This window comes from Photobacterium gaetbulicola (assembly GCF_003025515.1).
GTDB classification, from domain to species: domain Bacteria; phylum Pseudomonadota; class Gammaproteobacteria; order Enterobacterales; family Vibrionaceae; genus Photobacterium; species Photobacterium gaetbulicola.
Window position 1 is genome coordinate 97,109 of record NZ_PYME01000004.1, and the last position, 21,245, is coordinate 118,353.

Here is a 21,245-nt window from a genome sequence, read left to right on the forward strand (position 1 = left end):
ACCTGAAAGTCAGGATGCATCGCAAGGTCTGGTCAGAGCTGACGCAAATTTGTACCATAGGTTTATTCTAATCATCTTAAACTGATCAACACCGTGGCTACCAAAGATTACGTCAAACGCGGCCGAGCCGCCGCCAAGAAACCCCGTGGCAACCGCAATCAAGCCCCAAGTAATGGTTTCCCGTTCAAATGGGCCGCTGTCGCCCTGTGCTTGGTCGGTGCCTTGGGCTATGGACTGTACTTCCTGTCCGCCAACCCGGCGCCCCAATCTCAGCCGAAAACCAGCCCACCGGCAGCCAAGTCTGAGCCGGCCAAGCCGGTCAAACCGCAACCTGTGACCACGCCCAAAACGACCAAGCCGCTACCGCCGAAGCCGGAGGAGAAGTGGCGTTACATCGAAGAGCTGGAAAACAAGGAAGTCCAGGTTGAAGCCAAGAAAGAGCAAGCTCCTACCCGCCCGTACCTGATGCAGTGCGGCGCCTACCGCAGCGAGAGCCAAGCCGAAGAGCGCAAGGCGATGATTGCCTTCCAGGGGTTGACCAGCCAAGTCAAGGTCAGCCAGGGCGAAAAAGGCAACTGGTACCGGGTGGTGCTCGGCCCGTACCCGCAAAAGCGCAAGGCGGAGAGTGATCGCAACCAGCTGCGCCGTGCCGGTATCGAGCCATGCGCGATCTGGTTCTGGGAATAAGCAACAGCAAGATATGGAAAATTAACCTATTTTTTCAGCTTGTTCACAGGGTTAAATTTCAAAGCTTACTCACCATGGAAGGTGAGTTAGAGCTACAGGGATTGTATTTATGCGTCTTTGAAATTTAATTCTGTGTTCAACAAGCATCACAACCACTCCCGCCTTTACCCTTCATCCTTTTCTTTTTCCCCTTGAAACTTCTTCACCCCGTCCCCAGATCTGCAATATATCGAGACCGGCAATTGGCCGGAGCAGACCAAAAGAGGTAAGACCGTGACAACTATCGTATCTGTTCGTCGAAACGGTAAAGTCGTTATCGCTGGTGATGGCCAGGTATCCCTGGGCAACACCGTTATGAAAGGTAACGCCCGCAAAGTGCGCCGTTTATACAACAACAAAGTGCTGGCTGGCTTTGCCGGCGGTACAGCGGACGCCTTCACCCTATTCGAGCGTTTCGAGCGCAAGCTGGAAATGCACCAAGGCCACCTGCTAAAAGCGGCAGTGGAACTGGCAAAAGACTGGCGTACCGACCGTATGCTACGCAAACTGGAAGCCCTGCTGGCCGTCGCTGATGAGACCGGCTCGCTGATCATCACAGGTAACGGTGATGTGGTTCAGCCTGAAAACGACCTGATCGCCATTGGCTCAGGCGGCAACTTCGCCCAAGCCGCAGCAACAGCCCTGCTGGAGAACACCGATCTCAGCGCCCGCGAAATCGCCGAGAAATCACTGAAAATTGCCGGTGATATCTGCGTCTTCACCAACCAGTTCCACACCATTGAAGAGCTTGAAGAGAAATAAGGAAGGGCTATGTCTGAAATGACTCCTCGCGAAATCGTCCATGAGCTTGACCGCCACATTATCGGTCAGGACAAAGCTAAGCGTGCAGTGGCCATTGCCCTGCGTAACCGCTGGCGCCGCATGCAACTCCCTGAAGAGCTGCGTGTCGAAGTCACCCCGAAGAATATTCTTATGATCGGCCCAACCGGTGTCGGTAAAACCGAAATTGCCCGCCGCCTGGCCAAACTGGCCAATGCGCCGTTCATCAAGGTCGAAGCCACCAAGTTCACCGAAGTGGGCTACGTGGGTAAAGAAGTCGAAACCATCATTCGCGATCTGACGGATGTCGCAGTGAAGATGACCCACCAACAGGCGATGGAAAAAGTGCGCTTCCGCGCCGAAGAACTGGCCGAAGACCGTATCCTGGATATCCTGCTGCCGCCGGCACGCGATGCCTGGGGCCAGAACGAAGAAGCCGACAACAACTCTTCGGCCCGCCAGTCATTCCGCAAAAAGCTGCGTGAAGGCAAGCTGGATGACAAGGAAATCGAAATTGATGTTGCCGCCCCGCAAATGGGTGTCGAGATCATGGCGCCTCCAGGCATGGAAGAGATGACCAACCAGCTTCAGGGCATGTTCCAGAACCTGGCGGGCAACACCACCAAGAAGCGAAAAATGAAAATCAAGGACGCGATGAAAGCCGCGACCGAAGAAGAAGCCGCCAAGCTGGTTAACCAGGAAGAGCTCAAAGAGCAGGCGATCTTCGCGGTCGAGAACAACGGTATCGTATTCCTCGACGAAATTGACAAGATCTGTAAACGCGGCGACACCTCCGGCCCGGATGTATCGCGCGAAGGTGTCCAACGCGACCTGCTACCGCTGGTTGAAGGCAGCACAGTCTCAACCAAGCACGGCATGGTACGTACCGACCACATCCTGTTCGTGGCCTCTGGTGCTTTCCAAGTGGCCAAGCCATCAGACCTGATCCCTGAGCTGCAGGGCCGTCTGCCGATCCGTGTAGAGCTGGAAGCCCTGACCAGCAACGACTTCAAGCGCATCCTGACCGAGCCGAATGCGTCTCTGACCGAGCAGTACAAAGCCCTGATGGCAACCGAGTCGGTGGACATCGAGTTTGCCGAGAGCGGGATCAACAAGCTGGCCGAAGCGGCATGGCAGGTGAACGAACGTACCGAGAATATCGGTGCCCGCCGGCTGCACACGGTGATGGAACGTCTGATGGAAGAGCTGTCTTACGACGCTTCTGAGAAATCCGGCGACAAGATTGTGATCGACGATACCTACGTGACATCACGCCTGGGCGAGCTAGTCGAAGACGAAGATCTCAGCCGCTTCATCCTGTGATCCATCCCAGCGCATGACAACAAACGGCACCCCCAGCGGGTGCCGTTTTTTTGTTCTCAAACAAACAAAGTGGCGATAAAGTTGCCCCCTGCTACAGTTACGCCATAATAAGCACCTACTCGGTTATCGGTAAATCACATTATGAAATCATCTTCTCTCACAATTTGGCTCGATGCGGCAAGGCCGAAGACCCTGCCCCTGGCCATCGCCTCAATTGTTTGTGGTAGTGCAGTAGCAGGATGGCAAGGAAGTTTCTCCGCAGTCATAGCAGGCCTGGCCCTGTTGACCGCTCTGTTATTGCAAATTCTCTCCAACCTCGCCAATGACTACGGTGACGCGGTAAAAGGCACGGATAACGACCAGCGGCTGGGACCGCAGCGCGCCATGCAGTCAGGTCTGGTCACCCCAGGAGCCATGCGCAAGGCCATGCTGCTCAATATTGCCCTGACGGCAATCAGCGGCTTGAGCCTGATCTTCATCGCCACCAACAACCTGCAGGATATGGTTGGTTTCATGCTGCTCGGCCTGATGGCGATTGTCGCCTCAATCGCCTACACCGTAGGCAATAAGCCCTACGGCTACCGTGGCTTGGGCGATCTTTCGGTATTAATGTTCTTCGGTTGGCTAGGTGTCGCAGGCACCTATTACCTGCAGGCCGGACAGATTGATTCGATCATTATGCTGCCGGCAACGGCCTGTGGCCTGCTGGCCGTGGGCGTGCTCAATATCAACAACCTGCGCGATATCGACAACGATCGCGAGTGCGGAAAACTGACTCTGGCCGTTCGCATGGGGCCGGAATGGGGCCGCAAGTACCACCTTTTCTTGCTGGTTGGCAGCGTGCTGTGTCTGGCACTGTTTGCCTTGCTGGAGCTGCATTCGCCGTTCGGCTGGCTGTTTATCCTCAGTGCCCCGCTGCTGTTCAAACACGGCAAACAGGTACTGCAATCGGCTGACGGTGCGGCCCTGCGCCCGATGATGGCGACCATGGTCAAATGCGCTTTGCTGACCAACTTGCTGTTCGCCGCGGGGGTGGTGCTGGCTGCCGCCTAAGTAACCATGCTAGCGGCAAGGATATCTCCTTGTGCGAAAGCTTATTAACTAGTTATACTTTCAACAAGTTAAGTTTGGCCGCGCCAGCCAGCGGCCAACTAACCCTTTTCAATTGCCACAGAAGAAACGCGATTATGGAATACAATACGTCCGAGTTATGCGATATCTATCTCGACAAAGTTGACGTCGTCGAACCCATGTTCAGCTCCTATGGCGGTCGTAGCTCCTTCGGCGGCCAAGTCACCACGGTCAAATGCTTCGAGGACTGCGGGCTGCTCCGCACTGCGCTGCAAGAGCCGGGGGCCGGCCGAGTATTGCTGGTCGATGGCGGCGGATCGCTGCGCCGAGCTTTACTCGATGCCGAGCTTGCCCAGCTGGCAGCCGATAACCAGTGGGAAGGGTTGATCATTTATGGCTGTGTCCGCCACGTGGATGATCTCGACGAGCTGGATATCGGGATTCAGGCCATGGCTTCAATCCCTGTCGGCGCCGATGAAAACGGCATCGGCGAAATGGATATCGCCGTCAATTTCGGTGGGGTCACCTTCCTGCCGGAAGATCATATCTATGCCGACAATACCGGTGTGATCCTGTCCCCCGAGCCGCTGGATATCGACTAGCGCTTATCCCAGTTGCGCCTATTGTACAGACATAAAAAAACAGAGCCCTTCGGCTCTGTTTTTATTTTTGGTAGCAGACACTTCGGCTGCCAGCAAAAGTACGCTTATTCCACGTGTTCCATTTTGCCCAGCAACGCGCGAACACGCTCCTGCCATGCCTGGTGGTCATGGCGCAGTTTGTTATTCTCTTGCTCCAGCTCTTCGCGGCCAGAACGCAGTGCCTGCGCTTCGCCAGCCAGGCTATCATTTTTTTCTTTTAGTTCTTCAATTTCCATCTGTAGCAGAGAAATTGTATCAACAGCCATTTGTACTTTGGCTTCCAGCTTTTCCAACATTTCTAATGACATATTGTCCACCTGTATTCAGCCTATCAGTTTGCCCTAACCGTTTAAGGCAACGTCCCACAGGCACGTTTACGATTAATTACCGCCTATTCTAACGAGGCTACCGCCTTCTGACATCTACAAATACCATGCTTTGTCGTAAATGGGGAAATTTTGCACGAATTTAATCAAATCCTTGCTTTCCATGTGTTTGCAATACCACTGTCGCCTCGCTATTACCGCTTGGCAAAAGAAATGAGCAAGCCGTACAAATTTCATCCTGCGACACAGCCAAATGCGTAGAATTGCGATCAAACTCTATTTTAATGCACCAACAGCATGCTAATTTTTACCTTGATCGTATCTCTCTTGGAATTTTCCAAGAATTTGCCCCTCTGGCACATCCGACCTTTTTAGGTCGGATTTTTTATTATATAAACAAACACCTACCATCAAGGCACATTTTTACCCCGCCCGAGCAACTACGCAACCAGTAGCAATGGGGGATTTTCCCGCAAAACGGCAACCGTTTGCGCGAACGCGCAAAACAAAAAAACATTTTATGCTCGAACGCACAGTTTTCGCGCAGGGCAATTTTATTCTTAGTAGATTCGAGTACATTAGCCCCACATAAATACAAAAATAGCTATACCCCTACGACATTAGACAAAAGGACTGAACAATGACTACCCAAAAACAACACACCCTGCTCGGCGAATGCCTGGCCGAGTTCATTGGTACTGGGCTGCTGATCTTCTTCGGCGTCGGCTGTGTCGCCGCTCTGGTGCTGACAGGGGCCGAGTTCGGCCAGTGGGAGATCAGTATTATGTGGGGCCTTGGTGTGGCCATCGCCATCTACTGTACCGCGGGTGTCTCCGGCGCCCATATCAACCCAGCCGTCACCATTGCCCTTGCCCTTTTCCACGGCTTCGATAAGCGTAAAGTCCTGCCATACATTGCTGCCCAGCTACTCGGTGCTTTCTGCACCGCGGCGCTGATCTACAGCCTGTACAGCAACCTGTTCATCGAGTTCGAAGCGGCCAACGGTATTGTTCGTGGTAGCGAAGCTAGCCTGGCGACTGCCGGCATATTCTCGACCTACCCGCATGCCGCACTGTCATTTGCCGGTGCCTTCGCGGTGGAGTTTGTGATCACTGCGGTACTGATGTTTGCCATCTTGGCAATTGGTGATGAGAAAAACGGCGCGCCACGTGGCGCAATGGGCCCGCTGCTGATCGGTATCTTGATTGCGGTTATCGGTGGCTCACTCGGTCCACTCACCGGTTTTGCGATGAACCCGGCCCGTGACTTTGGCCCTAAATTCTTCGCCTTCCTAGCTGGCTGGGGTGATATGGCTTTGACCGGTGGTAAAGATATCCCGTACATGATTGTACCTATCCTTGCCCCTATCATGGGTGCCGCCTTCGGTGGTTGGCTATACCCGAAAGCCATCGGTGCCTACTTGCCAGGCAACCGCTGCACCCTGCCGAACCAGTGCGAAGACACGGCAGAAGAAGCCGCAAACGCCTAGTAACAACTTCATAAAGCGAGAACATTATCGGCCTGCCTCCGCACAGGCCGATCCGAACACCACACTCTACTACCCTTATATAATGACAATGAGAGGAAACCGTTATGACTACTGAGCAAAAGTACATTGTTGCACTCGATCAGGGTACGACCAGCTCCCGTGCCGTGGTGCTTGATCACAACGCCAACATTGTGTGCTCGTCACAGCGTGAATTCACCCAAATTTACCCCAAGGCTGGATGGGTCGAGCATGATCCTCTAGAAATCTATGCGACCCAGAGCTCAACACTGGTTGAAGCCCTGGCCAAAGCTGGGATCCGCTCGGACCAAGTCGCTGGTATCGGTATTACCAACCAGCGCGAAACCACCATTGTCTGGAACAAGAACACAGGTAAGCCGGTTTACAACGCCATTGTATGGCAGTGCCGCCGTACGGCAGATACCTGTGAAGAGCTGAAAAAAGCCGGCCTGGAAGAATACATCCGCGAAAACACCGGTCTGGTGGTCGACCCTTACTTCTCTGGCACTAAAATCAAGTGGATCCTCGACAATGTCGAAGGCGCCCGCGAAGAGGCCGAAGCCGGTAACTTGCTGTTCGGTACCGTGGATACCTGGTTGATCTGGAAGATGACCCAGGGACGCGTCCACGTTACCGACTACACCAATGCTTCGCGCACCATGGTGTTCAACATCAACACCCTGGAGTGGGACGAAAAACTTCTCAAAGCACTGGATATTCCGCTTTCTATGATGCCGGAAGTGAAATCGTCGTCTGAGGTCTACGGCGAAACCAACATCGGTGGTAAGGGCGGTACCCGTATTCCAATCGCCGGTATTGCCGGTGACCAGCAAGCAGCCCTATTCGGCCAGATGTGTGTGGAACCAGGCCAGGCCAAGAACACCTACGGAACGGGCTGTTTCCTACTGATGAATACCGGTAAGGAAAAAGTGACCTCGCACAACGGCCTGCTGACCACGCTGGCATGCGGCCCTAAAGGCGAAGTGGCTTACGCCCTTGAGGGTGCGGTATTTATGGGCGGCGCCTCTATCCAGTGGTTACGCGATGAAGTGAAATTGCTTGATGACGCCAAAGACTCCGAATACTTCGCCGAAAAAGTCGGTAGTGCCAATGGGGTCTATGTCGTTCCTGCATTCACCGGCCTTGGCGCCCCATACTGGGACCCATATGCCCGTGGTGCTATCGTCGGCCTGACTCGTGGCGTAAACAGCAACCACATCATCCGTGCAACGCTGGAAAGTGTCGCCTACCAGACCCGTGACGTACTGGATGCGATGCAGGCTGACTCCGGCATCAAGCTGGGTACCCTGCGTGTCGACGGTGGTGCCGTGGCCAATAACTTCCTGATGCAGTTCCAGTCAGACATCCTTGATACCGAAGTCCATCGTCCCGTGGTTACCGAAGTCACCGCACTGGGCTCCGCCTACCTCGCTGGTCTGGCTGTTGGCTTCTGGGGCAGTATCGATGAACTGAAAGACAAAGCGGTATTGGATCGCAAGTTCGTCGCCTGCAACGACGATGGCAAGCGTAACCGCCGTTACAACGGCTGGAAGCGCGCAGTCGAGTGTGCCAAGGGCTGGGCAGTCGAAGACGACATCTAATTCCCGTCCCGTAGTACACGCTTCAAGCGTTACCCAAGTTTTCTATCAAGGCCTGCACTAGCAGGCCTTTTTTCGTCGACTGGCGGCGAACCACCAAGAAATAAACATTTTTGCGCTAACGCAAACGTTTCCTTGCAACCTGTGTTAGAATCGCCGCCAGATTTATTCGGGCCTGTAGCCTACAGGCCCTAGCCCACTGATTTCTATTTCTGGAGTAATCATGAAACGCGATTTGGCGATGGCATTTTCTCGTGTCACTGAAGGCGCTGCACTGGCTGGCTACAAATGGCTAGGCCGTGGCGACAAGAATGCAGCAGACGGTGCTGCGGTTGAGGTTATGCGCTCGCTGCTTAACCAAACCGAGATTGAAGGTGAAATCGTAATCGGTGAAGGCGAAATTGATGAAGCGCCTATGCTTTACATCGGCGAGAAGGTCGGTACCGGCGGTGATGCAGTAGATATCGCGGTAGACCCAATCGAAGGGACCCGCATGACAGCGATGGGCCAGAACAATGCCCTGGCGGTACTGGCCGCTGGCGAGAAAGGCTCTTTCCTCAAAGCGCCTGACATGTACATGGAAAAGCTGGTTGTCGGCCCGGGTGCCAAAGGCGTGATTGATCTGAGCAAGCCGCTGGCAGAAAACCTGGAAGCAACGGCTGCAGCCCTGGGCAAGACCCTGGAAAGCCTGGTTGTGATCACGCTGGCGAAACCGCGCCACGATGCGGTTATTGCCGAGATGCAAGCCATGGGTATCCGCGTCTACGCCGTACCAGACGGCGATGTTGCGGCATCTATCCTGACCTGTATGCCTGACAGCGAAGTCGATATTATGTACTGCATCGGCGGCGCGCCAGAAGGGGTGGTCTCTGCCGCCGCAATCCGCGCGCTGGGCGGTGACATGCACGGCCGCCTGCTTCCTCGCCACGAAGTCAAAGGCGACACACCGGAAAACCGCGAGCACGGCCAGATGGAAATCGACCGCTGCCGTGAAATGGGTATCGAGCCAAACACCGTGCTGCGCATGGAAGACATGGCACAGAGCGATAACGTGATCTTCGCCGGTACTGGCATCACCAAGGGTGATCTGCTGGATGGCATCAGCCGCCAGGGCAACATCGCGACCACGGAAACCCTACTGATCCGCGGCAAGTGCCGTACTATCCGTCGAATCAAGTCGACCCACTACCTGGATCGCAAAGACGACGCTATCAAGGGCCACATCCTGTAAGATATCGCTCTTCTTCTATCTAGCGCGCCAATCGGCGCGCTTTTTTGTCTCCGCCCCCCCACAGCTGCCCTACTTACCACCTGCCGCGTTTTGACTTTGTAAAGTTGTTGCTTTATTTACCAACCTGACTACATAATTAACTATGCTAACTTGTTACCTGGGGTGGCCATGAAAACCATCGACAAAATACTCTACCGGATGAAGCGTGACGGCCCGGTTACCGCCAAGATGCTGGCCGAGGACTTCCAGCTCACCACCATGGGAGTGCGCCAACACCTTCAGGGGCTAGAAGAAGATGGCCTAGTCGACTTCGAAGACATCAAAGCCAAAGTCGGCCGGCCAACCCGCCATTGGCGCCTGACCCAAAAAGGCCATCGCCGTTTTGCCGATCGCCATGGCGATCTTATTATTCAAATGCTTGATTCTGTCGAAGAGTTGTTTGGCCTGGATGGGCTGAGCAAAGTTGTCGATCGGCGAGAGGCTCAAACCTTTGAACAATACCAAGCCCAACTGGCCGGGGTGGAAAATATCGCAGAAAAACTGCAAATCCTGACTACACTCAGGGAGCGGGAAGGTTACATGGCCGAGCTTCATCAGGACGGTGAAGATTTCGTGCTGATAGAAAACCACTGCCCGATATGCCACGCGGCCCAACGCTGCCCATCACTGTGCCAGTCCGAGCTGGCAGTTTTCCAACGCCTGCTGGGCAGCGAATACCAGGTCAACAGACAGGAACACATCATTGCCGGAGAGAGGCGCTGTGCATATCGAATAATAAAATCATAACGAGGAGAACATTATGGCTGACTGGATCCCTGCAGAGGTTATCAAAAACCGTCATTGGAACAATGACTTGTTCAGCTTAGTGCTGCAAGCCAATATCGAGCCGTTCAAAGCTGGCCAGTTTACCAAGCTGGGGCTGGAGATCGACGGCAAAATGATCCAGCGCGCCTACTCCTTCGTTAACCCTCCCTCTAGCAATCAGATCGAAGTCTATGCCACCCGAGTCGCCGACGGCCTGCTCTCCCCCCGGCTCCACGCCCTCAAGCCTGGCCAGCAGGTATTCATCTCCGCCCGCGCCAACGGCTTCTTCACCTTGGAGGAGGTTCCTGACAGCGATCACCTATGGTTGCTGGCAACCGGTACCGCCATCGGCCCATACCTCTCCATCCTGCGCGAGTCCGCGGCCTGGCAGCGATTTCGCAAAATCGTGCTGGTCCATGCGGTACGCTTTTCGGCTGACCTGAGCTATCAGGCCGAGATCAATACGCTTAAAGAGCTGTACCCGGAGCAGCTGATCGTCCAGCCCTTCGTCAGCCGGGAGCCGGCCCCCCCGGCTCTGCCGGGACGTATCCCCCAGGCCATCGCGGACGGCATGCTAGAGCGCCATGTCGGCCTCACCCTCACGCCTGAGCAAAGCCAAATCATGCTGTGTGGTAACCCTGAAATGGTTCGGGAAACCAAAGCGGTATTGGAGCAAAAGGGATTTAGCAAAAACCTGCGCCGCCAGCCCGGTCAAATCACCACCGAACACTATTGGTAAACTACGGCAGGCCCGGCCAGCCGGGCTTGCCCTTCTTCCTGCCCGACAAAATGCTGCCGTGTCTCATTCCTGAGCCAGTTTATCGCCCTGCTGACAACTAACTTTATTGCATAGCAACCGCGCGGATAGGCATCACGCCAGTCCACGCACCGCGGTTTTTGGCGTAAGGGGAAGTACGATGCAGACACTGCCACCATTTGATGAATTGAGAACCATGGCCGAGAAGGAGCCGGAGAAGCTCGAAGCCCTGCGGCTGGCAATGAGCGAGGAGATCATCCGCAATGCCAGCAGCGAGATGCAGCCCCGGCTGCGGGCTCAGATGAGCCATATCAACCAGGTGATCGCCAAAGGCAAGAACCCTAACCATACCAATATCATGCTGATGGCAGAGCTGCAGCAGCAGCTCAAGCGGTTTGCCCAAGCCCTCAACGCACCGCAGACCCTGACCGAACATCAGGCCGAAATAAAGCCCTTTGCCCGGCCGGGCTCACAAGACAAATCAGCCTAACAGCTAACCTTGAGGAAACAGTCGCTGTCCATATCGCGGATATCCACCGTCAGGCTATTGATGGTACTGGCATGCTGTTCTAGAGCGCTCATCAGGGCGCGGGATAATTCGCGCTTGACCTCGGCGCTGCGGCCGGAGAGCATGGTCAGCTCGATATGGATGAAGGTATCGAGATCGCGGCTCTCGCCCACCAGCCAATTATGGCAGCGGTAGCTGCGCGATTTCACCGACTCAGGCTCGAAGATACCGCACTCGAGCAAAATGGTATGTAGATCATCGAGAAGCCCCGGAATATTGACCCGCTCGACCACGGGCTCAGCATACTCCATCACTAAGTTAGGCATCCGCTCCTCCTTGCGCTTTACACTTCACTTATTTTGACCGGAAAAAGCTATACTTCGCATAGCTTTATCCTAAAATGGGCCTCAACCTTAGCGGATCTTATCCCACGACGCCAAAGATACAGGCTATATTTCAATCACGGATCACTGTCTTTTTTTTCCCCGCCATGGTGCGATTCGCACCAGTGTGAAAAAAATTCCCGCGTAGCGGTTCACTTTTGGCGGGGAAAAGGGTACAACCGAGCACAGATATGATTTCGGACAGGAAATTGATTTCCTAAGCTGTGGTAATGTTGGCGCTGCTTTCGGTGTTAACAGATAAGACCGCAGGCAACCCCGTCCAGTGATACTCTATAGCCTAGTGTTTAGCACCGCTAATGGCGGGTAGCTCCCCCGGGCTGTATGCTAAGCTATTGAGTATTTTTTAAGTCAATTTGATATGGAGAAAAGCTATGCGCCATCCTGTGGTTATGGGTAACTGGAAGCTTAACGGTAGCAAAGAAATGGTATCTAACCTTCTTAAGGGCCTTGATGCTGAACTTAAGGGTCTTGAAGGTGTAGACGTTGCCGTTGCGCCACCAGCTATGTACCTTGACCTGGCTGAGCAACTGATCGGCAAAGCTGAGAGCAAAATCATCCTAGGTGCACAGAACGTTGACGTTAACGCGAGCGGTGCTTTCACTGGCGATATCTCTCCAGAGATGCTGAAAGACTTTGGTGCAAGCCACATCATCATCGGTCACTCTGAGCGTCGCGACTACCACAACGAGTCTGACGAGTTCGTTGCCAAGAAGTTCGCGTTCCTAAAAGAGCACGGCCTAACACCTGTACTATGTATCGGTGAGTCAGAAGCACAGAACGAAGCTGGCGAAACAGTTGCAGTTTGTGCTCGTCAAATCGACGCAGTGATCAACACTCAAGGTGTTGAAGCGCTTGAAGGTGCGATCATCGCTTACGAACCAATCTGGGCTATCGGTACCGGTAAAGCAGCAACCGCTGATGACGCACAGCGCATCCACGCCGCTATCCGTGCTCACATCGCTGAGAAGAGCGAAGAAGTAGCGAAGAAAGTTGTGATCCAGTACGGCGGTTCAGTTAAGCCAGAAAACGCTGCCGCTTACTTCGCACAGCCAGACATCGACGGCGCGCTAGTTGGCGGTGCAGCGCTAGACGCAGCCAGCTTCGCAGCAATCGCTAAAGCCGCAGCTGAAGCGAAGAAATAATCCTGTTCTTGGCTAAGAACAACAAATAGAAAAGCTACCCTCGGGTAGCTTTTTTGTTGCAGCCACAACGGCAGCGGCATAAAAAAACCGGCACTCGGCCGGCTTTTTCTATCACAGCAGATCTTAGAACAGCTTGTCAGCCAACTCGTACAGATCTTTGCGCACTGGACGCTTCATATTCTCGATAGCATCGATGATGTCGTGGTGTACCATCTGCTCGTTCTGGATTCCCACACAACGGCCACCGTGACCTTCCATCAGCAGATCCACCGCGTAGGCACCCATGCGTGATGCCAAGATACGGTCGAAGGCTGTAGGCTGACCACCGCGCTGGATGTGGCCCAGCACAGTTGCACGTGTTTCGCGGCCGGTTTCGTCTTCGATGTACTTCGCCAGCTCGTTGGCATCGGTCATCAATTCGGTAAGAGCGATAATCGCATGCTTCTTGCCTTTGTAGATCCCTTCTTTGATCTTCGCTAGCAGCTCTTCTTTGTTCAGGCCCGTTTCTGGTGTAATGATGTACTCACAACCACCGGCAATCGCAGACATCAGGGTCAGATCGCCACAGTGGCGGCCCATTACCTCAACAATCGAAATGCGCTGGTGAGAAGAAGACGTGTCACGCAGGCGGTCAATCGCATCGATAACCGTGTTCAGCGCCGTCAGGTAACCGATGGTGTAGTCAGTACCTGCAACGTCGTTATCAATTGTGCCCGGTAGACCGATACATGGGTAGCCCATTTCAGTCAGCTTCTTCGCACCCATGTACGAACCGTCACCACCGATCACAACCAGTGCGTCGATACCGTGGATCTTCAGGTTTTCGATCGCTTGCTGGCGAACTTTCTCTTCCTTAAACTCAGGAAAACGAGCAGAACCCAGGAATGTACCGCCTTTGTTGATGACGTCTGATACGCTTGAGCGAGTCAGCTTTTCAATACGGTTCTGGTGCAGGCCCTGATAGCCGTCGTAAACACCGTAAACTTCCAGGCCTTCAGACAATGCTGCACGAACAACACCGCGAACAGCCGCGTTCATACCAGGTGCGTCACCACCACTGGTCAATACACCAATCTTCTTAATCATGGTTACCCTCTGACTTTGGGAAATGAAAATTCAAATCCGACATGAGTGGCCGAGGTTCCCCCGCTCGACCCAGGGCCAATACCGACCCCACCTCATGAAAACTGTAACTTTCCTACTAATGTAGGAGTATTACAATTTTGATAAAAAAATTTGTTGATTCATATCACGATAGCCTGCAACTGCACCATGACGCGGGGAGTATCGCCGCTTCATATCGCTATCGAGATCTACAAACAGCTCGCCTATGGACTGGTACCGCAAGCGCCATTGCGCTTGTCCGGCATACCTCTACTTCTTCAGTATAACGGCTGACACCAGAGCCTCCAGTTGTGCCAAGTGAGGAGGAAGACCGCGGGTGATTGTGAACTCATCCTTGATTATCACACCTGACATCATGCACAGGGCTGGGCAATACCCCGCAGTATAGCTTTTTTATGACGAAAATTAATAACAAATTAATTCAAATCGATGTTTTACAACGCCTCCCCTTGGGCTACAAGCAATAAAAAAGCCGCCAAGTGCTTTGGCGGCTTTGGTAAATCAACTGACAGCGATTAGTTCGCTTGCTTACGCTCTAGGCGCTGCTCAATTCGGGCCTGGCACTTTTCAGCACGCTCAGCCTGTAGCTCCTGCAGCTTGGTCTTCTGATCGGCAGTCAGCACCTGCATCATTTCGTGGCGCTGCTTGAGCATGGCAACGCGGCGCTCAACCTGCTGCTGGGACATCTCTTCGGCCAGGGCGCGAACCTGGGCTTCGTCGAAGTTTTCGCTCAGCATAAGCTGTTGCATTTTCTGGTGTTGTGCCTGCATCTCGGCATGGCGCTCAGCCATCGTGCCGCGCATCGCGTCCCTGTTGGTCTGGCGCAGCTCTTTCAGCTCGGTCTTCTGCGCATCGGTCAGATCCAACTGGCGGAACATCCGGCTGTCATCCATGCCGCAGCCACCTTTACCGCCTTGGCCGTTGTGGTGCTTGCCGCCACCGTAAGCCAGAGCAGAGGCAGAGCCAAGGGCTAGAGGAAGGGCAATTGCTAGCGCCATTGTTTTTTTGAAAGTCATCATTATGTTCTTCTCCATTAGAGGCTGCTGTTGCAGCGCCGTAATCTCAGGTACGGATATAGCTTACCCCCTACAAGGTAAAGGGCTGTCTGGTAAACGTAAAACTGCGTAAAGCCAAACCAGTTTTACTTGGCGACCCTGCAACGATTAGGGATACTTACCTTATCGCTGTTGCTTTTTAAAGGTAGAGACTATGGCCAAAATCCTGCTTGTTGATGATGATACCGAATTGACCTCCTTGCTGTCCGACATTCTCGATATGGAAGGGTTTGAGGTTGTCGAGGCCAATAATGGCGAGGAAGGATTGGCCAAGGTCGACGACAGCATTGATCTGATCTTGCTCGACGTGATGATGCCGGTCATGAACGGTACCGAGATGCTGCGTCGCCTGCGTGAGAAGCATGAAACCCCGGTGTTGATGCTGACCGCCAAGGGCGAAGAAATAGACCGGGTACTCGGGCTGGAGCTGGGCGCCGATGACTATATGCCCAAGCCCTTTAGCGATCGGGAGCTGCTGGCCCGCATTCGCGCTATCCTGCGCCGGACCCAAAACCGGAATACCGCCACCAAGGCTGGGCCCGAGTGCCTGAACTATCAGGAGATCGAAATATACCCAGGCCGGCAGGAAGTACTTTGCCACGGCAACCCTATCGAGATGACCGGCACCGAGCTGGCACTACTCAGCTACTTTGTCCAGCATCCGGGCAAGATCATTGCCAAGAACGAACTCAGCCTCGAGGTCCTTGGCAAGCGGCTGGCCCCGTTCGACCGTGCCATCGACATGCATGTTTCTAACCTGCGCAAGAAGCTGCCCGAGCGCGATGACGGCAAGCCATGGATCAAGACCCTGCGTGGCAAGGGCTACCTGCTGGTCGAGGACGCGTAATGAAGCTGCCGCGCTTTTCCAGCCTGTATGGCCGTATCTTTGCGGTATTCTGGCTAACTTTGTTGCTGGTAGTCCTGGTGCTGCTGTTGCTGCCCAACCTGGACCCGCGTACCCAGCACACCATTCCTCAGCCGCAGCAAGAGCGATTCCAGGAGTCGGCCGCCAGTATTTCCAGCCAGATCGCCCGCGATGGCGGCTCGCTGGAGAAAAAACTTAGCCGCTTTACCGACCAAAGCCGTCACAAAGGGTTCCAGCTCTACTTCACCACCACAGATGGCAATGTCATTTCCCCGCGGCGCAACAACAAGGCACTGCGCAACTTCATTACCATGGCCGACAGCCCCAGTGAGCCCAAACAGAAGCTCTATGGCCGCTGGATGATGGCCGGCCCGTTTGAGGTCCAGCACAAGGGCGACACCTTATTGATGTATGTCGGCCGGATCGTCAGAGAGCCGCCGCCGTTTTTCATCCAGATCCTAGACAGGCCTTTCCAGCTACTGCTGCTGACCATGCTGGTCAGTACCCCGTTGCTGCTGTGGTTGGCCTGGGCCATATCCCTACCGGCCCGCCGCTTACAAAATGCCGCCGAGCGGGTAGCCAAAGGGGAGTTCGAGGCCGATCCCCAGCTCGAGTCCGGCTCGAAGGAATTCAAGCAGGCAGGCGCCAGCTTCAACCAGATGGTGCAGGCTATCAACCATATGATTGGCGGCCAGCAGCGCTTGCTGTCCGATATCAGCCATGAGTTGCGCTCACCGCTGACCCGGTTGCGAATGGCTACCGCCCTGGCCAAGCGCAAACAAGGCGAGAGCAACGAGCTGACACGGATAGATACCGAGGCCGAGCGGCTGGAAATCATGATTGCGGAGTTGCTGGAGCTGTCTCGGATGCAGGTCAACAGCCACGAGCAGCGGGAGCACACCGATGCCACCTCGCTGTGGTATGACATGCTGGAAGATGCCCGCTTCGAGGCCGAGCAGTGCGGCAAGCAGCTGGACTACACCCCGCTGGAAGAGTGGCCGTTGCACGGTAACCCCAACTTGCTGATCAGCGCGTTGGAGAACGTCGTCCGCAATGCCATCAAATACGGTAACGATCATATCCGGATCTGCTTTGAGGCCCAGACAAAGCACCTTTGTATCATGGTCGAAGACAACGGCGAAGGCGTCCCCGACAATGAGCTGGACGATATTTTCCGCCCGTTCTACCGCGTTTCAACCGCACGGGATCGCAGCAGCGGCGGCACCGGGCTAGGGCTAGCCATCACCGAAAGCGCCATCCGCCAGCACAGCGGCACCATCCAGGCCTGCCGCAGCGAGCTGGGCGGGCTCAAGGTCACCATCACCCTGCCGCTATCGCGCTAGCCGCCATGACCAACGCAAACAGCGGCCTGCAACCAGGTCGCCGCTTGCCGGCGATTTTTTCTGCTGCGCTTTTCCCGTACAATAGCGCGATTGTCACCACGGATTGTCTACTATGTTTGATATCGCCCTTTACGAACCGGAGATCGCCCCAAATACCGGCAACATCATCCGCCTCTGCGCTAACTGTGGGGCCAACCTCCACTTGATCGAACCGCTGGGCTTCGACCTGGAAGAGAAAAAGCTGCGCCGTGCCGGCCTGGACTACCACGATCTGGCCCACGTCCACCGCCATGCCAATTTCGAGGCCTTTCTTGCCCACATCGGCGAGCGCCGGATCTTCGCCTGCACCACCAAGACCACCAACTTCCACACCAACGCCAAGTTCGAAGAAGGCGATGTACTGCTGTTCGGCCCGGAAACCCGCGGCCTACCCGCCGAGCTGATCGAAAGCCTGCCGCTCGAGCAGCGCCTGCGTATCCCAATGCACCCGGACAGCCGCAGCTTGAACCTATCCAATGCCGCGGCAATCATTGGCTACGAGGCCTGGCGCCAACTTGGCTTCAAAGGGGCGATATAGATGAGGCTAGTGGCTAGTGGCTAGTGGCTAGTGGCTAGTGGCTAGTCAAGATTGTTGCCATAAAAAAGCGAGAGGGACTCCTCTCGCTTTTTTAGTTTAAAGAACGTGTTTAAATTGGCTCAGGGGCACCATCACACCATGAGCATTGCTCTTCCTCGTACCTCAAGCCTATGGCCTCTGGCCTGATCTTAAATCCCATCCCCAGCCGTAAACGTCTGGCTGGTGCCGTTGAACTGCTGGTCCATGTCCATCGACGGCTTGTCGCTGCTCGGGCGGCCGACGATCTTGGCCGGCACCCCGGCGACAGTGGTATGGGGCGGCACCGGGTTGAGCACCACCGAGCAGGAGCCGATCTTGGCGCCCTCGCCCACTTCGATATTACCCAGGATCTTGGCCCCGGCACCGATCATCACCCCTTCGCGGATTTTCGGGTGGCGATCGCCCCCTTCCTTACCGGTACCGCCCAGAGTAACGTCCTGCAAGATAGACACGTCATTCTCGATCACTGCTGTCTCACCGATCACAATCCCGGTGGCATGGTCGAACATAATGCCTTGGCCGATGCGTGCCGCCGGGTGGACATCCACCTGGCAGGCGACCGAAATTTGATTTTGCAAATACACCGCCAGCGCCACACGTTTCTGCTTCCACAGCCAGTTAGCCACCCGGTAGCCCTGCAAGGCATGAAAGCCCTTGAGGTAGAGCAAAGGGATAGAAAACATCTCTACCGCCGGATCCCGCTCGACAACAGCCCGGATATCACAGGCTGCTGACTCGGTGATCAGACAATCGGCAGCAAAAGCCTCTTCTATCACTTCACGTACCGCCATAGCTGGCATCGATGGCGTAGCCAGCTTATTGGCCAAAATATAGCTCAGTGCCGCAGCCAGGTTATCGTGCTTGATAATGGTGGCATGGTAAAAGCTCGCGAGCATTGGCTCCTGCTCTGACTGCTGCCTTGCTTCCTGCTTGATAGCCTGCCAAACGGCATATTGTTGACATTCCCTCACATTACCCTCGGTATCATTACTGTTGGTATCGGCTTGCTTTAACTTTAACGCGCTCTGAAAAAAAAACAACGCAGGCCAAAACAGCCCGCGTTGCATCTTAAGTAGAACAGATTGGATGCATAGGACTCCAAACTGTTATTCGTCTTTTTTCTCGCGGGCCAGCAGATCCTTGGCCGCTTCGCGGGCATCTTTGCCCTGGTACAGCACTTGGTAGATCTGTTCGGTGATCGGCATTTCGACCCCCATCCGCTGAGAAAGAACCCAGACTTCCTTGGTGTTGCGATAGCCCTCGACCACCTGGCCAATTTCTTCCTGGGCCTGGTCAACGTCTTTGCCTTGGCCCAGCGCCAAGCCGAAACGGCGGTTGCGAGATTGGTTATCGGTACAAGTCAGCACCAAATCACCAAGGCCAGCCATCCCCATAAAGGTTTCAGGCTGAGCACCCAATGCAGCACCCAAGCGTGACATTTCGGCCAGACCACGGGTGATCAATGCGGTACGGGCGTTGGCACCAAAGCCAATACCATCCGACATCCCCGCACCAATCGCAATCACGTTCTTGACCGCACCGCCCAGCTGCATACCGGTAAAATCGCTATTGCTGTAAACCCGGAAGGTTTTGCTGCAGTGAATTTTGTCCTGCAGATCGCGAACAAACTCGTCATCCGGCGACGCCACGGAAATCGCTGTCGGCATACCTGCAGCAAGCTCCTTGGCAAACGTCGGTCCTGACAATACCGCCAACGGCACATCTTCACCCAGCGCCTCAACGGCCACGTCTTTGAGCAGGCGGCCCGTTTCCGGCTCCAGCCCCTTGGTCGCCCAGCAGACGCGGGAATCGTCACGCAAGTGCGGCTTGACATTGCCCAGTACCTCGCCGAACACATGGCTCGGCACCACCACCAACAGATCGCGGCTGGCCTTGACGGCCTGCTCCAAGTCGGCAGTGACAATCAGGGAATCGGGGAAAGCGACACCCGGCAGGAATGCCTCGTTGGCACGATCCATTTCCAGCTGCGCCATATGCTCCGGCTCGTGGCCCCACAGGATCACAGTGGCACCGTTACGGGCCAAGGAAATAGCCAATGAGGTACCGTATGAGCCGGCGCCTAGCACCGCCATGGAAATTACTTGTTCTGAGCCTGGATTCATTGTGTCCACCCTAAAGCTTACGCTTCGGTGTTTTCTGGGTTAGCTTGCGCCTGGTTCTGCAGGTAGTTCATGAACAGTGCATCGAAATTAACCGGTGCTAGGTTCAGCTGAGGGAATGTACCCTTAACCACTAGGCTTGAAATCGTTTCGCGAGCATATGGGAACAGGATGTTCGGGCAGAATGCGCCTAGGCAGTGGGCAAGCTGTGGTGCTTCCATACCCGCAACTGAGAAGATACCGCCCTGCTGAACTTCACATAGGAATGCAGTTTCTTCTTCATTCTTCACCGTTACAGTCAGACGAAGAACAACCTCGAATACACCTTCACCCAGTTCGCGGCTCTGCGTGTCTAGATCCAGTTTCACGTCTGGGTTCCACTCTTTCTGGAACATCTGTGGTGAGTTTGGTGCTTCGAAAGACACATCTTTCAGGAAGATACGCTGGATTTGGAAGTTTTGCTGTGCTTCGTTGTTTGCTGCTTCAGCCATGTTAGAGTCCTTTTTCTCTCATGCCCACGGAAGTGAGCCTATCAATATCGCAACCATGATAACTATCACAACTGCACAAAATTCGGTATGTCCCCGCAGCCCAACCAGGTGTGCCGCGGGAGGGCAGAATTACTTTCTTGCCTTGCCTGACTTACTGCGGATCAGCGGCAGGTTCGCCTCGTTCCAAGAAATCAGGCCGTCTTTGAGCAGGTTCACGTTCTCGAAACCGGCTTTGCTCAGCAGGTTGGCACTTTCTTGCGCCGTTTGACCTGTCTTGCATACTACGATGATTGGGGCTTGCTTGTATTTTTCAAGATCTGCCAAGTTCTGTTCTTTGATTTGGCTAGGCAAAATGTGAAGTGCGCCAGCAATATGGCCGCCACGGTACTCATCGCGGCTACGGATATCGACAAACACGCCGTCTTCACGGTTAACCATCACGGTCGCTTCATTTGGGGTGACAATCTTGTAGCCAGCCGTCTTTTGCTTGACGTAAGACGTAATGATAGCCACAACCAAGCCAACCCATACCAATGACAACATTGGGTTACTTGTTACAAAATCAATGTATTGCTGCATGACCTTCGCTCTATATTCCTAATACCAGCCTGCTGTAACCCAGGCTCGAGTCAACAAAATTCAAAGACCCCGAGTATACCCGCGACAGCCTAGTTGTACAGCAGGATGCAATAAATCCGCGCGGCGGCTCACTGGCCTTTGGCGCTCTCAGTATAAGTCTTAACTGGCTTGAGCATTATTGCAGCACAATAAAAAGTGAAAAAAACTGTGCTTCAGGGCTTACACTGAAAGGC

The 21,245-nt window shown here is 54.4% G+C and carries 24 protein-coding genes; 16 read left to right on the plus strand and 8 right to left on the minus strand.

Features of this window, described 5'->3' with window-relative positions; genetic code table 11:
• The first annotated feature begins 93 nt into the window (after positions 1-93).
• From C9J03_RS04610 to rraA, 5 genes are all read left to right on the plus strand, one after another.
• The gene (locus C9J03_RS04610; protein ID WP_044622351.1) at positions 94-687 is read left to right on the plus strand and encodes an SPOR domain-containing protein; all 594 of its coding nucleotides are present in this window, start codon (positions 94-96) and stop codon (positions 685-687) included.
• A 273-nt stretch (positions 688-960) separates the two neighbouring features.
• Positions 961-1,488, plus strand: coding sequence for an ATP-dependent protease subunit HslV (gene hslV / locus C9J03_RS04615; RefSeq protein ID WP_039469076.1), 528 nt, complete (start codon positions 961-963; stop codon positions 1,486-1,488).
• A 9-nt stretch (positions 1,489-1,497) separates the two neighbouring features.
• On the plus strand, positions 1,498-2,829 hold the full coding sequence (gene hslU, locus C9J03_RS04620) for an HslU--HslV peptidase ATPase subunit (RefSeq protein WP_044622350.1): 1,332 nt from the start codon (positions 1,498-1,500) through the stop codon (positions 2,827-2,829).
• A gap of 141 nt (positions 2,830-2,970) precedes the next feature.
• Positions 2,971-3,882, plus strand: a complete 912-nt coding sequence (locus C9J03_RS04625) for a 1,4-dihydroxy-2-naphthoate polyprenyltransferase (protein ID WP_044622349.1) — start codon at positions 2,971-2,973, stop codon at positions 3,880-3,882.
• Between the two features lie 134 nt (positions 3,883-4,016).
• Positions 4,017-4,502 (plus strand): ribonuclease E activity regulator RraA, encoded by a 486-nt coding sequence (gene rraA / locus C9J03_RS04630; protein WP_044622348.1) that lies wholly within the window; start codon positions 4,017-4,019, stop codon positions 4,500-4,502.
• A 104-nt stretch (positions 4,503-4,606) separates the two neighbouring features.
• Here rraA and zapB read toward each other — a convergent pair whose 3' ends face one another.
• Positions 4,607-4,849, minus strand: coding sequence for a cell division protein ZapB (gene zapB, locus C9J03_RS04635; protein ID WP_039458641.1), 243 nt, complete (start codon positions 4,847-4,849; stop codon positions 4,607-4,609).
• 658 nt (positions 4,850-5,507) lie between these two features.
• Between zapB and C9J03_RS04640 the strand changes: the two genes are divergently transcribed.
• The 6 genes from C9J03_RS04640 (at position 5,508) to C9J03_RS04665 (ending at position 11,254) form a co-directional block, all read left to right on the plus strand.
• Positions 5,508-6,356 (plus strand): MIP/aquaporin family protein, encoded by an 849-nt coding sequence (locus tag C9J03_RS04640; RefSeq protein WP_044622347.1) that lies wholly within the window; start codon positions 5,508-5,510, stop codon positions 6,354-6,356.
• 104 nt (positions 6,357-6,460) lie between these two features.
• Complete coding sequence (glpK, locus tag C9J03_RS04645) at positions 6,461-7,975, plus strand: glycerol kinase GlpK (RefSeq protein ID WP_044622346.1); 1,515 nt, start codon at positions 6,461-6,463, stop codon at positions 7,973-7,975.
• 220 nt (positions 7,976-8,195) lie between these two features.
• Positions 8,196-9,203: a class II fructose-bisphosphatase gene (glpX, locus tag C9J03_RS04650; protein ID WP_044622345.1), complete on the plus strand. Its 1,008-nt coding sequence runs from the start codon at positions 8,196-8,198 to the stop codon at positions 9,201-9,203.
• A gap of 168 nt (positions 9,204-9,371) precedes the next feature.
• Positions 9,372-9,989: a helix-turn-helix transcriptional regulator gene (locus C9J03_RS04655; protein WP_039458627.1), complete on the plus strand. Its 618-nt coding sequence runs from the start codon at positions 9,372-9,374 to the stop codon at positions 9,987-9,989.
• Positions 9,990-10,002: 13 nt separating this feature from the next.
• Positions 10,003-10,746: a ferredoxin--NADP reductase gene (locus C9J03_RS04660; RefSeq protein WP_044622344.1), complete on the plus strand. Its 744-nt coding sequence runs from the start codon at positions 10,003-10,005 to the stop codon at positions 10,744-10,746.
• A gap of 178 nt (positions 10,747-10,924) precedes the next feature.
• Positions 10,925-11,254 (plus strand): DUF3135 domain-containing protein, encoded by a 330-nt coding sequence (locus C9J03_RS04665; protein WP_044622343.1) that lies wholly within the window; start codon positions 10,925-10,927, stop codon positions 11,252-11,254.
• Here the strand turns inward: C9J03_RS04665 and C9J03_RS04670 are convergent.
• Positions 11,251-11,598: a 5-carboxymethyl-2-hydroxymuconate Delta-isomerase gene (locus C9J03_RS04670; protein ID WP_044622342.1), complete on the minus strand. Its 348-nt coding sequence runs from the start codon at positions 11,596-11,598 to the stop codon at positions 11,251-11,253. The two genes, C9J03_RS04665 and C9J03_RS04670, sit on opposite strands and share 4 nt — an antisense overlap.
• 449 nt (positions 11,599-12,047) lie before the next feature.
• Here C9J03_RS04670 and tpiA point away from each other — a divergent pair, with 449 nt between their 5' ends.
• A complete protein-coding gene (gene tpiA, locus C9J03_RS04675; RefSeq protein WP_039458615.1) occupies positions 12,048-12,818 on the plus strand; it encodes a triose-phosphate isomerase in 771 nt (256 codons plus the stop codon).
• Between the two features lie 123 nt (positions 12,819-12,941).
• Here the strand turns inward: tpiA and pfkA are convergent, their stop codons facing one another.
• Positions 12,942-13,904, minus strand: coding sequence for a 6-phosphofructokinase (gene pfkA, locus C9J03_RS04680; RefSeq protein ID WP_039458612.1), 963 nt, complete (start codon positions 13,902-13,904; stop codon positions 12,942-12,944).
• A gap of 186 nt (positions 13,905-14,090) precedes the next feature.
• Between pfkA and C9J03_RS27090 the strand changes: the two genes are divergently transcribed.
• Positions 14,091-14,216, plus strand: coding sequence for a hypothetical protein (locus C9J03_RS27090; RefSeq protein WP_276329424.1), 126 nt, complete (start codon positions 14,091-14,093; stop codon positions 14,214-14,216).
• A gap of 242 nt (positions 14,217-14,458) precedes the next feature.
• Here C9J03_RS27090 and C9J03_RS04685 read toward each other — a convergent pair whose 3' ends face one another.
• A complete protein-coding gene (locus C9J03_RS04685; RefSeq protein ID WP_044622341.1) occupies positions 14,459-14,962 on the minus strand; it encodes a CpxP family protein in 504 nt (167 codons plus the stop codon).
• 190 nt (positions 14,963-15,152) lie between these two features.
• On the opposite strand from C9J03_RS04685, the gene C9J03_RS04690 reads away from it, so the two are divergent.
• The 3 genes from C9J03_RS04690 (at position 15,153) to trmL (ending at position 17,783) form a co-directional block, all read left to right on the plus strand.
• Positions 15,153-15,845, plus strand: coding sequence for a response regulator (locus tag C9J03_RS04690; RefSeq protein WP_044622340.1), 693 nt, complete (start codon positions 15,153-15,155; stop codon positions 15,843-15,845).
• Positions 15,845-17,206 (plus strand): envelope stress sensor histidine kinase CpxA, encoded by a 1,362-nt coding sequence (gene cpxA, locus C9J03_RS04695; protein ID WP_044622339.1) that lies wholly within the window; start codon positions 15,845-15,847, stop codon positions 17,204-17,206. The genes C9J03_RS04690 and cpxA overlap by 1 nt, the downstream gene beginning before the upstream one ends.
• A 112-nt stretch (positions 17,207-17,318) precedes the next feature.
• The gene (trmL, locus tag C9J03_RS04700) at positions 17,319-17,783 is read left to right on the plus strand and encodes a tRNA (uridine(34)/cytosine(34)/5-carboxymethylaminomethyluridine(34)-2'-O)-methyltransferase TrmL (RefSeq protein WP_044622338.1); all 465 of its coding nucleotides are present in this window, start codon (positions 17,319-17,321) and stop codon (positions 17,781-17,783) included.
• A 188-nt stretch (positions 17,784-17,971) separates the two neighbouring features.
• Here the strand turns inward: trmL and cysE are convergent, their stop codons facing one another.
• The 4 genes from cysE to C9J03_RS04720 form a co-directional block, all read right to left on the minus strand.
• Positions 17,972-18,793 carry a serine O-acetyltransferase gene (cysE, locus tag C9J03_RS04705; protein WP_044624355.1) on the minus strand — a complete coding sequence of 274 codons (822 nt, stop codon included), beginning with the start codon at positions 18,791-18,793 and terminating at the stop codon, positions 17,972-17,974.
• Positions 18,794-18,928: 135 nt separating this feature from the next.
• Positions 18,929-19,945 (minus strand): NAD(P)H-dependent glycerol-3-phosphate dehydrogenase, encoded by a 1,017-nt coding sequence (gene gpsA, locus C9J03_RS04710; RefSeq protein ID WP_044622337.1) that lies wholly within the window; start codon positions 19,943-19,945, stop codon positions 18,929-18,931.
• Positions 19,946-19,962: 17 nt separating this feature from the next.
• Positions 19,963-20,433, minus strand: a complete 471-nt coding sequence (gene secB, locus C9J03_RS04715; RefSeq protein WP_039457301.1) for a protein-export chaperone SecB — start codon at positions 20,431-20,433, stop codon at positions 19,963-19,965.
• 129 nt (positions 20,434-20,562) lie between these two features.
• A complete protein-coding gene (locus C9J03_RS04720) occupies positions 20,563-21,012 on the minus strand; it encodes a rhodanese-like domain-containing protein (RefSeq protein ID WP_039457298.1) in 450 nt (149 codons plus the stop codon).
• Positions 21,013-21,245 lie beyond the last annotated feature (233 nt).